A 12,600-nucleotide genomic window follows, 5' to 3' on the forward strand; every position below is an offset into this window, starting at 1 on the left:
GGCTATTTGCTGCTGGCCAGGCCCGACGTGAGTTCGGCCCACCGCCCGAGCAGCGCTCCGGCCGCTCCGCTGTCGATGGACTGCGCCGCCGTCGCGAGCCCGTCCGACAGTCCGTCCTCGAGGGTGCGGCCGCCGAGACCCCGGAACGCCGCTATCGCCGCCGCGGCGTTGAGCAGGACCGCGTCGCGGACGGGTCCGGTCTCGCCCGCGAGGAGTCGCCGCGCCACCGCCGCGTTCACGTCGGCGTTGCCGCCGCGCAGTTCGTCGAGCGACACCCGCGCGATGCCGATGTCCCGGGGGTCGAATCCACGGGTGGTCACCGAGCCGTCCGCGACGATGTGGACGGTCGACGTGGTCGACGTCGTCAATTCGTCCAGGCCGTCGTCGCCGCGCACCACCAGTGCCGAGTTGCCGCGCTGCGCGAGCACACCGGCCACCACCGAGATCAGGCCCGGGAAGGCACAGCCGATGAGGCCGGCCCGCGGGCGAGCCGGGTTGGTGAGCGGTCCGAGCACGTTGAAGACCGTCGGGATGCCGATCTCCTTGCGGGGCGCGCCCGCGAACCGCAGCGCCGGGTGGAACACCGGCGCGAAGCAGAAGCCGATGCCGACCTCGCGCACGCAGCGGGCCACCTCGTCGGGACCGAGATTGATCTTGACGCCGAGCGCCTCGAGAACGTCCGCCCCACCACTCTTGGAGGACGCCGCCCGGTTCCCGTGCTTGACGACGCGGATGCCGGACGCCGCTACCACCAGTGATGCCATCGTGGAGATGTTCACGGTGTTGGATCGGTCGCCACCGGTGCCGACGATGTCGACGACATCGTCGTCGACGGGGACCTTGCGCGCGTGCCCGAGCATCGAGTCCGCCAGGCCGCGCAACTCCTCCGGCGTCTCGCCCTTCATCTTCAGGGCGACGCCGAATGCCGCGATCTGCGCGGACGTGGCGTTGTCGGACATGATCTCGTCCATCGCCCACTTCGCGTCGTCCACCGCGAGGTCACGTCCGTCGGTGAGCGCACCGAGGACCGACGGCCAGGTGCGCGCAGGCAGCACACCGTCGTTGGTCCCCTGAGCAGTCGGGCTCTGCATCGTCGTGTCCCCTTGTACTAGTGGCGGATCCGATCCCTGGCAGCCTAGTCACCGGGCGGATCGGACTCGCGCGCCGGTTGCGTCGCGTCCCATCCCTCGACCGAGCCGCCGAGCCGCTGGGCCAGCCCGGCCATCCTCGACCGTTCCTGGGAACAGTGCAGCGCGTCGAGCACCTGAACGCGCTGCAGCACCAGTTCGACCGTCGCACCGGCCTCGGCCGGGGACGCAGGCCCGTCCGGATCCCGCGGACGGTAGCCGTCCTGGGCGGCGATGGACACCGCATCGGCCACCGAGGACGCCGGCAGCCGCAAGTGGTGCCGCAGTACCGCTTCCGCGTCGGCGTCCCACCGCGGATCCTCGGCGGCGGCGCGGTCGAGCGCGGTCGAGCACGCCTCCACGTCGTCGAAGCTCGAGGCGACGACCACGAGGTCGGGCCGATCCTGATCGAGAGGGGTCTGCTTCCGACTGCCGAACAGTCGCCGCAGCCACCCCGTACTGTTGTCTCCAGAGCGCATGACTCCACCCTTTCACGGTCCGCGACCAGGCTGTCAGCAGGGAGAATCGGACAAGCGGGGCGCCCCGGCGCGCCGAGGGTGGACCCGGGTAGTCGTCTCTTACGACGAAGCGTCATACTTCTGTCTGTGACGAGCGCAGTAGGGACTTCAGGATCAGCAATCACCCAACGCGTGCACTCGCTGAACCGACCTAACATGGTCAGCGTTGGCACCATCGTGTGGTTGTCAAGTGAGCTCATGTTCTTCGCAGGGCTCTTCGCCATGTATTTCGTGGCGCGAGCGCAGGCGAACGGGAACTGGCCGCCGGAGCCGACCGAGCTGAATCTGTTCCTCGCCGTGCCGGTGACGCTGGTGCTGATCGCCTCGTCGTTCACCTGCCAGATGGGTGTCTTCGCGGCCGAACGCGGCGACGTCTTCGGCCTCCGCCGGTGGTACCTCCTGACCTTGGCGATGGGCACGTTCTTCGTCCTCGGCCAGGCCTACGAGTACATCCACCTCGTCGAGCACGGCACCTCGATCTCCAGCAGCGTGTACGGCTCGGTGTTCTACATGACCACCGGCTTCCACGGAATGCACGTGATCGGCGGCCTCATCGCGTTCGTGTTCCTGATCGCCCGCACCAAGGTCAGCAAGTTCACGCCCGCCCAGGCCACCGCCGCGATCGTCGTCTCGTACTACTGGCACTTCGTCGACATCGTGTGGATCGGCCTGTTTGCCACGATCTATTTCATCCGTTGATCAGCTGAACGCCCCAGGCAGCCCCCTGACGTCCAGTCCGTCCCGACATACCAAAGGGATACAGATGAGTTCATCCCCCCCTCCCGCATCCGACACCACGGCGTCTGCCACCAAGGCACGCCGCCAGCGGAAGCTCCGCAGGCGCGTCACGGGCGCCCTGGTCCTGATGATGGGACTGGTCAGCGCCGGTTTCCTCGCGTCCGCGTTGACGCCGACCCCGCAGGTGGCCACCGCCACCGATGATCAGGCAGCACTGATCCGCGAAGGCCAGCAGCTGTACGACACGTCGTGCATCACGTGCCACGGCGCGAACCTGCAGGGTGTGCAGGACCGCGGCCCCAGCCTGATCGGTGTCGGTGAGGCCGCCGTGTACTTCCAGGTGTCGTCGGGACGCATGCCGGCATCGCGCAACGAGGCCCAGGTCGAGCGCAAGCCCGTCAAGTTCGACGCCGAGCAGACGGACGCCATCGGCGCGTACGTCCAGGCCAACGGCGGCGGCCCCACCGTCATTCGTGACGAGAACGGCGAAATCGCCCAGTCTTCGCTGCGCGGCGGCGACATCGGACGCGGCAGCGAGCTGTTCCGCCTCAACTGCGCGTCCTGCCACAACTTCACCGGGCGCGGCGGTGCGCTGTCGTCCGGCAAGTACGCACCGGTCCTCGACCCGGCCAGCGAGCAGCAGATCTACACCGCGATGGTCACCGGTCCGCAGAACATGCCCAAGTTCTCGGACCGTCAGCTGACCCTCGAGGAGAAGAAGGACATCATCGCCTACATCAAGTCGTCGGGCGAGACGAAGCAGCCCGGTGGCTACGGACTGGGCGGCATCGGTCCCGCCTCCGAGGGCTTGGCCATGTGGGTCATCGGAATCATCGCTGTCGTCGGTGCAGCACTGTGGATCGGAGCAAGGTCATGAGCGACGCTGGCCAGCCGGGCGGCGCCACGCCAAAGAAGTACACGGATGCAGAACTCGAGAACCTGAGCCGCGACGAACTGGTCGAGCTCGGAACCAACCTCGACCACGTCGATGTCGCGTTCCGCCGCAACCGCTGGGCGGTTCCGGGCACGAAGGCCGAGAAGCGCGCCGAGCGGTCGGTCGCGTTCTGGTTCGCACTCTCCGGCATCTCCGCGATCGCATTCATCGCGATCTACCTCTTCTGGCCCTGGGAGTACGCGGGCGCCGGCGAGGAGCACTACTCGGCCTACAGCCTGTACACGCCGCTGATCGGCCTCACCATGGGTCTGGCCATCCTCGGCCTCGGTGTCGGCGCGGTGCAGTTCACCAAGAAGTTCATCCCCGAAGAGGTCTCCATCCAGGACCGCCACGACGGTGGATCGTCCGAGGTCGACCGCAAGACGATCGTCGCGGAACTCGGCGACTCGTTCGACACGTCGACGCTGGGACGGCGCAAGCTGCTCAAGCGCACCCTGATCTTCGGCGGCGGTGCCCTCGGCATCATGTCCGTCATGCCCCTCGGTGGTCTGATCAAGAACCCGTGGGCCAAGCGCGACGACTCCCCGCTGTGGGTGTCGGGATGGACCCCCCGCTACGAGGGCGAGACCATCTACCTGCGCCGCGACACCGGCCGCCCCGAGGACGTCGTCCTCGTCCGCCCGGAAGACCTCGACGCCGGCGCCATGGAAACGGTGTTCCCGTTCCGCGAGTCCGATCGCGGCGACCACGACGCGCTGCTCGAGGGGCTGCGCGGCATCCGTAACGCGACCATGCTCATCCGCCTCCGCACGGAGGACGCGGCGAACGTCACCAAGCGCAAGGGCCAGGAGAGCTTCAACTACGGCGACTACTTCGCCTTCTCGAAGATCTGCACCCACCTCGGCTGCCCCACCTCCCTGTACGAGCAGCAGACCAACCGAATCCTCTGCCCGTGCCACCAGTCGCAGTTCGATGCACTGACCTACGGAAAGCCGATTTTCGGTCCGGCCGCTCGTGCACTTCCGCAGTTGCCTATTACAGTGAACGAAGAGGGTTTCCTAGTCACAACGGGTGACTACATCGAAGCTCTCGGCCCGGCATTTTGGGAGCGTCGACCGTGACCGACAACAAACCGTCCAAACTGAGCGCGATGGCCGCAGGCCAGGCCGAAGCGATGGACTCGCGCTACCACCTCGCAGCGGGAATGCGGCGGCAGATCAACAAGGTCTTCCCCACCCACTGGTCGTTCCTGCTCGGCGAGATCGCGCTGTACAGCTTCGTCATTCTGCTGATCTCCGGTGTCTACCTGACCCTGTTCTTCGATCCGTCGATGGCGCACGTCGTCTACAACGGTGCGTACGAGCCGCTGCGCGGCGTCACGATGTCCCGCGCGTACGAGACCACGCTGAACATTTCGTTCGAGGTCCGCGGCGGCCTGTTCGTCCGTCAGATCCACCACTGGGCTGCGCTGATGTTCGCGGCGTCGATCGTCGTGCACCTGCTGCGCATCTTCTTCACCGGCGCCTTCCGGCGTCCGCGTGAGGCCAACTGGGTCATCGGCTGCCTGCTGCTGATCCTCGCGATGTTCGAGGGATTCTTCGGCTACACGATCCCCGACGACCTGCTGTCCGGCACCGGCCTGCGCGCCGCGTTCTCCGGCATCACGCTGAGCATCCCGATCGCGGGCACCTGGATGCACTGGCTGATCTTCGGCGGCGACTTCCCCGGCGACCTGATCATCCCCCGCCTGTACGTCGCGCACGTCCTGCTGTTCCCGGGCATCATCCTCGCCCTGATCGCCGGTCACCTCGCACTCGTCTGGTACCAGAAGCACACGCAGTTCCCCGGCCCCGGCCGCACGGAGACCAACGTCGTCGGCGTCCGCATCCTCCCGGTGTTCGCCGTCAAGTCGGGTGCGTTCTTCGCGATCACGTTCGGTGTTCTCGCCGTCATGGGTGGCGTGCTGCAGATCAACCCGGTGTGGACCATCGGCCCCTACAACCCGGCGCAGGTGTCGGCAGGTTCGCAGCCCGACATCTACATGATGTGGACGGACGGCCTGGCCCGTCTGTGGCCGGCATGGGATATCTACCTGTTCGACCGCTACACCATCCCGTCGGTGTTCGCCGTCGCGTTGATCATGGGTCTGGTGTTCACCGTCCTGATCGCCTACCCGTGGATCGAGAAGCGTCTGACCAAGGACGATGCTCACCACAACCTGCTGCAGCGTCCCCGCGACGTTCCGGTGCGTACCGCGATCGGTGCGATGGCGATCGCGTTCTACGCCGTCCTGACGATCTCCTGCATCAACGACATCATCGCGTACCACCTGAGCATCTCCCTGAACGCGATGACGTGGATCGGCCGTATCGGCATGGTGCTGCTGCCTCCGATCGCCTTCTTCGTCGCCTACCGGTTCTGCCTGGGCCTCCAGCGCAGTGACCGTGAGGTCCTCGAGCACGGCATCGAGACCGGCATCATCAAGCGGATGCCGAACGGTCAGTACATCGAGATCCACCAGCCGCTCGGCCCGGTCGACGACCACGGTCACCCGATCCCGCTCGAGTACCAGGGTGCGACCGTCCCGAAGAAGATGAACAAGCTCGGTTCCGCCGGCAAGCCCGGTTCCGGCAGCCTCGTCACGGCCGACCCGGTCGAGGAGAGCCTGGCCCTCGAGCACGCCCTGCACCACGGCGAGCACGAGCAGCTCACGATGCTGCGGGAGTACCAGGACCGTGCCCACGGCAACGGTTCGTCGGCGTCCGGCAACGGATCGTCCGGCAACGGCGAGGCCCACTAGCCTCACCTCCGCAACCGAGCAGAGCCCCGAACCACTTCCGGTTCGGGGCTCTGCTCGCTTATCCGGACCGTGCGCGCTCCCCTCCCCCGCGGCTGTGTACGGGACACGAGCACGACCGCCCTGCAGGTTCGCCGGTGGCGGGCCACCAGCGGGCGGGCGGCGGCTCACCGGGCACCGTCGACGTCACGGGAATGGCGCCCGCACCGTCATGCTGCTCCGCCGTTCATTGCCAGGATGGTCGTGCGACACATCGTGGGCAAGGACGCGGGGAAACGAGCGACAATGGTCGACGTCGAGATCGGACGCACCCCGACCGGCGGGAGGCAATTCCCGATCGCCTTTCGGCTCGAGTTCATCCACGAGTGGGATGCCGCGACCGGCCGCGGTTGCCAAGACCAGGCTGCTGCGCGAGCACAACCTCACCGTCAAGCGTTGGTTGCACAGTCGTGACGAGGGAGAATTCACTGGACTGACATCAGTAACCCGAGAAGAGAAGTCGCTGCGCCGAATGGAGAACGCCGACCGCGACGAACTGGCACGCCTACGCAAGGAGAACGCGGCACTCAAACACAAGGTCGCCCAGAGCGGGGCCGTGCAGGAAATTCTGGGGAGAGCCTACGAGCTCCTGGAAGGGATTACCACGAGCGCGACGACCGACGACGAACCCGAGATCCCGCCGGCGCTGCTGAGTGCCACCGAGTACGCGAACTGGCTCGAACGCAACAAACTGTGCTGATCGGGTTCGTCGACGAACTCACCGCCACCGGGATCGGGCTCCACGCCGCGTGTGGGCTGGTCGGGCTGCCCCGCTCGACGTACTCCCTCCCGACTCACCCGCAACTCCCGCAAGACCCACGACTGGATACTCCAGCGGAGAAGCTCCGGTGGCCTGGACAATCGAGTACACCGAGAACACCCATCGAGCCGTCGACATGTTCGCCGTGGCCATCGCCGAACACGGAGCGCCAGCGGCGATACACGCTTCACCACCGCCGAGGTTCGGCACCGGCGTCAGCATGGGCGCCCTGGTCGCGCACGGGTTGCAGGTGTTCCCCGATGCGGTGCGAGTCGCATCCGGACGGGTCCCCGACCTCCTGGCCGCGGTGGCCGTTCAGAACCGCAAAAGCCGACGACGAAAGGCGGAGGCGCCGAACCCCAGAGGGATTCGGCGCCTCCGCCGTCACACGATGTGTGGACTAGTGCTTCTCGGGCCCGACGTAGTACTCGAAGACGAGACCCGCAGCAGCGGCGAGCACGGCCACCACGGCGACCACGATCATCCACGGCTGGAAGAACGCCATCGAGACTGCGACGAACGCGGCCGCGGCGGCGAGGAGGATCGGCCAGTAGCTACCGGGGCTGAAGAAGCCCAGGTCGCCTGCGCCGTCCGCGATCTCCGCGTCCTCGTAGTCCTCGGGACGGGTGTCGAGGCGCCGGGCGACGAACCGGAAGTAGGTTCCGATGATCAGCGTCAGTCCCGCCGACAGGCAGATGCCTGTCAGACCCGCCCACTCGATACCGGTTCGTGAAACGGCGGTGAAGACGCCGTAGACGATCGCGACGAGAATGAAGAATACCGTCAGGATCTCGAAGAGCTTGGCTTCGATCTTCATATCAGCACTTGTCCTTGGTCAGTGAGGTATCAGCAGCAGGTTCAGTTACCTTCGACACCGCTCGCCTGCTTGTAGCCGCGGTCGGTGGTGAAGGGAGACGTCGACGTGGCGACAGGGGACTCGCCGATGGCCTGCAGAGCCTCCGCCGTGGTCAGATCGCGCCCGCCCTCGCTCGCCGGCTTGCGCAACTCGATGTACTGCGCGAACTTGTCCGGGCTCACGGCGCGAACCTCGAAGTTCATCATCGCGTGGAACGTGCCGCACATCTCGGCGCAGCGCCCGACGAAGGCACCTTCCTTCTCGATCTCGCTGATCTGGAAGACGTTGTCGGAGTGGTTCTCCTTGGGGTTCGGGTTCACGTCGCGCTTGAACAGGAACTCCGGAACCCAGAACGCGTGAATGACGTCGGCCGAGGCCAGTTCGAACTGGATCCGCTTGCCGGTCGGCAGGACGAGGATCGGGATCTCGTTGCTCGAACCGATCGTCTCGATCTTGTCGTAGTGCAGGTAGGACAGGTCCTGGGGGGTCTTGCCGTGAATCGGACCGGGCTGGGCGTGCTCACCCTCGGCCTCCGCCTCGGACGCCGGTGCCGACTCGACCGCGGCCTGCGCCTCCTGGTCGACGCCGTCGTACTTGCCGCCGCCCTCGCCGAGGTCGATGGAGCGGTAGCCGAACTTCCAGTTCCACTGGTACGCAGTGACATCCACCACCACGTTGGGGTTGTCCTCCTTCTCGAGGACATGGTTCTGCACGACCACCGTGAAGTAGAAGAGCACGGCGATGATGACGAACGGAACCGCGGTGTACGCCAGCTCGAGCGGCACGTTGTAGGCCGTCTGACGCGGGAACTCCGGTGAGTCCTTCTTCTTGCGGTGGAAGATCACCGCCCAGAAGGTGAGTCCCCACACCAGCACACCCATGACGAGGGCGGCGATGACCGACCAGGTCCACAGTTCACGCATGCGGTGCGCCTGCGGGGTTACGCCCGAAGGCCACCCGAAACGAAGCACCTCGTTGTCGATTGAACAACCCGACAGCAGCAAGGCAGCAATGCCCAAAGATACTGCCAACCCTGCCCGCCGAAGGATCCGACCTTGCGCCACGTTCACGCCTTCCTGATCGCCGCAAATTCCACTAGGGCACACTCGATGAGAAGGCCCAATTACTACGCAGCGTAGACCAAAGGTGGCGGCTCTCCATCCTCGGGTGGGGCGTTGTGTCGCTGTCGTTGCCGCGGCGGTACCGGTGTTCGGGCCGCGGCGCTGTCGGTGACGGCCCGAACCGGACGCGTCGGCAATCTGCGGCATACTTTCCGACAGAGATCCCTGACCCCTCCACCTCGTGGAGCCTTCCAAGATTCTGAATTGAGGTACCGGACGCTGTGTGCGGACTGCTCGGGCTACTGACCTCTGGAGAAACCAGCGACAACGCCGTCTCACAGGTCGACCAGGCAATGCACTGCCTGCGGCACCGTGGGCCGGACGAGCACGGGACCTGGCACGACGACCACCTGGTCTTCGGGTTCAATCGGCTGTCGATCATCGACATCGAACACTCCCACCAGCCGCTGCGGTGGGGGCCGTCGGAGAACCCGGAACGCTACGCGCTCACGTTCAACGGCGAGATCTACAACTACCTCGAGGTGCGGGCCGAACTCGCCGAGCAGTTCGGTGCGCAATTCGTCACCGAGGGCGACAGCGAGGCCATCGTCGCCGCGTTCCACTACTGGGGTGAGGACGCCGTCCGCCGCCTGCGCGGCATGTTCGCGTTCGCGATCTGGGACACCGAGACGCGGGAGTTGTTCATCGCCCGCGATCCGTTCGGCATCAAACCGCTGTTCCTGGCGACGGGCGCCGGCGGCACCGCGTTCGGCAGCGAGAAGAAGAGCCTGCTGGAACTGGCGAGCCTGATCGGCATCGGCACGGAACTCGACCCTCGTGCAGTCGAGCACTACACCGTCCTCCAGTACGTGCCGGAGCCGGAATCTCTCCACAAGCAGATCCGCCGGCTCGAGTCCGGATGCTTCGCGCGGGTGCGCCCGGGCGAGGAACCCGTGATCACCCGCTATTTCGCACCCTCGTTCCCGGTGCGTCCGTTCGCCGCGGGCACCGAGCAGGCCCGGTACCGCGAGATCGCGGAGGCGCTCGAGGATTCGGTCGCCAAGCACATGCGCGCCGATGTGACGGTCGGCTCGTTCCTGTCCGGTGGCATCGACTCGACGGCCATCGCGGCGCTCGCGATGCGGCACAACCCGAACCTGATCACATTCACCACGGGTTTCGAGCGCGAGGGCTACTCCGAGGTCGACGTCGCGGCCGAATCCGCCGAGGCGATCGGCGCAAAGCACGTGGTGAAGGTGGTGAGCCCCGCCGAGTTCGCCGCCGCCATCCCCGAGATCGTGTGGTACCTCGACGACCCGGTCGCCGACCCCGCACTCGTTCCGCTGTGGTTCGTGGCGAAGGAGGCGCGCAAGCACGTCAAGGTCGTGCTGTCCGGTGAGGGCGCCGACGAACTGTTCGGCGGCTACACCATCTACCGCGAGCCGATTTCGCTGAAGCCGTTCGAATACCTGCCCAAGGGCCTGCGGAGGGCCGCCGGGAAGCTGTCCGAACGCATCCCCGAGGGCACCCGCGGCAAGAGCCTGCTCAATCGCGGTTCACTGACCCTGGAAGAGCGGTACTACGGCAACGCGCGCAGCTTCAACGACGCGCAGTTGCGGGCCGTCCTGCGCGACTTCCGGCCCGAGTGGACGCACCGTGACGTCACGGACCCGATCTACGCCCAGTCGCAGGGCTGGGATCCGGTTGCCCGGATGCAGCACCTGGACCTGTTCACGTGGTTGCGCGGCGACATCCTGGTCAAGGCAGACAAGATGACGATGGCCAATTCGCTCGAGCTGCGGGTGCCGTTCCTCGATCCCGAGGTCTTCAAGGTGGCGTCGCAGGTTCCGCTGGACCAGAAGATCACGAAGAGCACCACCAAGTACGCGTTGCGTCAGGCGCTGGAGGGCATCGTCCCCGGGCACGTGCTGCATCGGGCGAAGCTGGGCTTCCCGGTGCCGTTGCGGCACTGGTTGCGCGGCACCGAACTGTTCGACTGGGCGCACGAACAGATCGCAGCCTCGGGCACCGATCATCTGCTCGACAAGGCCGCGATCTCGAAGATGCTGAACGACCACCGGGACGGCGTGTCCGACCACAGCCGTCGTCTGTGGACCGTGCTGATCTTCATGGTCTGGCACGGCATCTTCGTGGAGAACCGCATCGTTCCGGAGATCGCCGAGCCGGCGTACCCGGTCTCGCTGTAGGCGCTTCGCGCCCGTGCGTGGTTGACGAGTCCAGGGACTCCTCAACCACGCACGGGCGGCGGAGCCGCCTTACGGCAGAATCGCGGCGATCTCGTCCGCGGCGGCGGAGCCGTAGGCATCCGCGAGACGCTTTACAGCCTCGTCACGGTCGAACGTCCATTCCTGGGTTCCGGTGGTCTCCAGGACCAGCACCGCCACCAGCGACCCCAGCTGTGCAGAGCGCTCGAAGCTCAGGCCTGCGCTGTGCGCGAGGAGGAACCCGGCGCGGAATCCGTCACCGACGCCGGTGGGGTCGACCTTGGCCTTCTCGGGGACGACGGCGACCCGGGTGCAGTTGCCCTCGGCGTCGACGATCTCGACGCCCTTGGAGCCGAGCGTCGTGACGCGGACACCGACCTGAGCGCGGATCTCCTCCTCGGACAGTCCGGTCTTCTGCTGCAGCAGTCCCCACTCGTACTCGTTCGTGAACAGGTATTTCGCGTCGCGAATCAGTTCCGCCGCCTTCTCGCCGTTCAGCCGGGCGAGCTGCTGGGACGGGTCGGCGGCGAACGGGATGCCCTGCCGGCGGCATTCCTCGGTGTGGCGGATCATCGCCTCGGGGTCGTTGGCGCCGATCAGCACCAGCTCGAGCGTGTCGGTGCCCGGTGCGATGCCGGACAGCTGGATCTCCCGGGCCTCACTCATCGCCCCGGGATAGAACGAGGCGATCTGCGCCATGTCCTCGTCGGTGGTGCACACGAAACGCGCGGTGTGCGCGGTGGTCGAGATCCGGACGGCGGTGCAGTCGACACCGTTGCCCTCGAGCCACTGGCGGTAGTCCGCGAAGTCGGCTCCGACAGCCCCGACCAGCAGCGGGGAACCACCGAGGACGCCCATGGCGTAGGCGATGTTGCCGCCCACTCCCCCGCGCCGGACTACGAGGTCGTCGACCAGGAAGCTCAACGACACGTGGCTGAGCTGATCGGCGAGCAGTTGCTCGGCGAACCGGCCCGGAAACCGCATCAGATGGTCGGTGGCGATGGAACCGGTTACCGCAATTGTCACGGGCGGATGCCTTTCGATGAGTTCGGTCGGGATTTCTCACCGTACCCCGGCGTACCACCATGTTCGGTCGGCAGCACGAGGACCCGGGACGGCGAGATCGGGCACGAAAAAAGTCTGACGCGGCAGCCGGTCGGCGCCGCGTCAGACTTGTCGATTCAGTTGTACTTCGACCCGGGACTCAGTTGAAGGAGTCGCCGCAGGCGCACGAACCGGTCGCGTTGGGGTTGTCGATGGTGAAACCCTGCTTCTCGATGGTGTCGACGAAGTCGATCGAGGCACCCTCGACGTACGGCGCGCTCATCCGGTCCACTGCGAGGGCGACGCCACCGAAGTCCACGATCAGGTCGCCGTCCAGGTTGCGGTCGTCGAAGAACAGCTGGTACCGCAGCCCTGCGCAGCCGCCGGGTTGCACGGCGATACGCAGTGCGAGGTCGTCACGACCTTCCTGATCGAGCAGCGCCTTCGCCTTGGCGGACGCGGCTTCGGTCATCTTGACGCCGTGGACGGCGGTCTCGTTCTGCACAGTCATGGGCTCTCCCTGTAGTTCGTAACAAACCC

12 protein-coding genes are annotated in these 12,600 nt (G+C 66.3%); 6 read left to right on the forward strand and 6 right to left on the reverse strand.

Annotation, left to right across the window (positions count from 1 at the left end; genetic code table 11):
- Window positions 1–2 precede the first annotated feature (2 nt).
- The gene (gene trpD, locus ROP_RS04150; RefSeq protein ID WP_012688098.1) at window positions 3–1,091 is read right to left on the reverse strand and encodes an anthranilate phosphoribosyltransferase; all 1,089 of its coding nucleotides are present in this window, start codon (window positions 1,089–1,091) and stop codon (window positions 3–5) included.
- Window positions 1,092–1,135: 44 nt separating this feature from the next.
- A complete protein-coding gene (locus ROP_RS04155; RefSeq protein ID WP_012688099.1) occupies window positions 1,136–1,606 on the reverse strand; it encodes a hypothetical protein in 471 nt (156 codons plus the stop codon).
- A 126-nt stretch (window positions 1,607–1,732) separates the two neighbouring features.
- Between ROP_RS04155 and ROP_RS04160 the strand changes: the two genes are divergently transcribed.
- The 5 genes from ROP_RS04160 to ROP_RS04180 all read left to right on the forward strand — a co-directional run bounded on the left by ROP_RS04160 (window position 1,733) and on the right by ROP_RS04180 (window position 6,814).
- Window positions 1,733–2,344 (forward strand): aa3-type cytochrome oxidase subunit III, encoded by a 612-nt coding sequence (locus tag ROP_RS04160; protein WP_005260123.1) that lies wholly within the window; start codon window positions 1,733–1,735, stop codon window positions 2,342–2,344.
- Between the two features lie 64 nt (window positions 2,345–2,408).
- A complete protein-coding gene (locus tag ROP_RS04165) occupies window positions 2,409–3,260 on the forward strand; it encodes a cytochrome bc1 complex diheme cytochrome c subunit (RefSeq protein ID WP_012688100.1) in 852 nt (283 codons plus the stop codon).
- On the forward strand, window positions 3,257–4,399 hold the full coding sequence (locus ROP_RS04170) for a cytochrome bc1 complex Rieske iron-sulfur subunit (RefSeq protein WP_012688101.1): 1,143 nt from the start codon (window positions 3,257–3,259) through the stop codon (window positions 4,397–4,399). The genes ROP_RS04165 and ROP_RS04170 overlap by 4 nt, the downstream gene beginning before the upstream one ends.
- A gap of 29 nt (window positions 4,400–4,428) precedes the next feature.
- On the forward strand, window positions 4,429–6,078 hold the full coding sequence (locus tag ROP_RS04175) for a cytochrome bc1 complex cytochrome b subunit (protein WP_050785179.1): 1,650 nt from the start codon (window positions 4,429–4,431) through the stop codon (window positions 6,076–6,078).
- Between the two features lie 367 nt (window positions 6,079–6,445).
- The gene (locus tag ROP_RS04180) at window positions 6,446–6,814 is read left to right on the forward strand and encodes a hypothetical protein (RefSeq protein ID WP_231868857.1); all 369 of its coding nucleotides are present in this window, start codon (window positions 6,446–6,448) and stop codon (window positions 6,812–6,814) included.
- A 460-nt stretch (window positions 6,815–7,274) separates the two neighbouring features.
- On the opposite strand, the gene ROP_RS04185 is transcribed toward ROP_RS04180, so the two are convergent.
- Window positions 7,275–7,691: a cytochrome c oxidase subunit 4 gene (locus ROP_RS04185; RefSeq protein ID WP_012688105.1), complete on the reverse strand. Its 417-nt coding sequence runs from the start codon at window positions 7,689–7,691 to the stop codon at window positions 7,275–7,277.
- Between the two features lie 41 nt (window positions 7,692–7,732).
- Window positions 7,733–8,800 (reverse strand): aa3-type cytochrome oxidase subunit II, encoded by a 1,068-nt coding sequence (locus tag ROP_RS04190; protein WP_043824202.1) that lies wholly within the window; start codon window positions 8,798–8,800, stop codon window positions 7,733–7,735.
- Window positions 8,801–9,072: 272 nt separating this feature from the next.
- On the opposite strand from ROP_RS04190, the gene asnB reads away from it, so the two are divergent.
- On the forward strand, window positions 9,073–10,998 hold the full coding sequence (gene asnB / locus ROP_RS04195; protein ID WP_012688107.1) for an asparagine synthase (glutamine-hydrolyzing): 1,926 nt from the start codon (window positions 9,073–9,075) through the stop codon (window positions 10,996–10,998).
- 69 nt (window positions 10,999–11,067) lie between these two features.
- Here asnB and ROP_RS04200 read toward each other — a convergent pair whose 3' ends face one another.
- Together ROP_RS04200 and ROP_RS04205 are read right to left on the reverse strand one after the other, a co-directional pair.
- Window positions 11,068–12,042 (reverse strand): carbohydrate kinase family protein, encoded by a 975-nt coding sequence (locus ROP_RS04200; protein ID WP_012688108.1) that lies wholly within the window; start codon window positions 12,040–12,042, stop codon window positions 11,068–11,070.
- A gap of 178 nt (window positions 12,043–12,220) precedes the next feature.
- Window positions 12,221–12,571: an iron-sulfur cluster assembly accessory protein gene (locus ROP_RS04205; RefSeq protein WP_005247725.1), complete on the reverse strand. Its 351-nt coding sequence runs from the start codon at window positions 12,569–12,571 to the stop codon at window positions 12,221–12,223.
- Window positions 12,572–12,600: the final 29 nt, after the last annotated feature.

This window comes from Rhodococcus opacus B4, assembly GCF_000010805.1.
GTDB lineage: Bacteria > Actinomycetota > Actinomycetes > Mycobacteriales > Mycobacteriaceae > Rhodococcus_F > Rhodococcus_F opacus_C.

Coding starts and splice junctions, on each gene's coding strand:
- trpD (WP_012688098.1), bottom strand. CDS start 1,091: ATGCAGAGCCCGACTGCTCAGGGGACCAACGACGGTGTGCTGCCTGCG.
- ROP_RS04155 (WP_012688099.1), bottom strand. CDS start 1,606: ATGCGCTCTGGAGACAACAGTACGGGGTGGCTGCGGCGACTGTTCGGC.
- ROP_RS04165 (WP_012688100.1), top strand. CDS start 2,409: ATGAGTTCATCCCCCCCTCCCGCATCCGACACCACGGCGTCTGCCACC.
- ROP_RS04170 (WP_012688101.1), top strand. CDS start 3,257: ATGAGCGACGCTGGCCAGCCGGGCGGCGCCACGCCAAAGAAGTACACG.
- ROP_RS04175 (WP_050785179.1), top strand. CDS start 4,429: ATGGCCGCAGGCCAGGCCGAAGCGATGGACTCGCGCTACCACCTCGCA.
- ROP_RS04180 (WP_231868857.1), top strand. CDS start 6,446: ATGCCGCGACCGGCCGCGGTTGCCAAGACCAGGCTGCTGCGCGAGCAC.
- ROP_RS04185 (WP_012688105.1), bottom strand. CDS start 7,691: ATGAAGATCGAAGCCAAGCTCTTCGAGATCCTGACGGTATTCTTCATT.
- ROP_RS04205 (WP_005247725.1), bottom strand. CDS start 12,571: ATGACTGTGCAGAACGAGACCGCCGTCCACGGCGTCAAGATGACCGAA.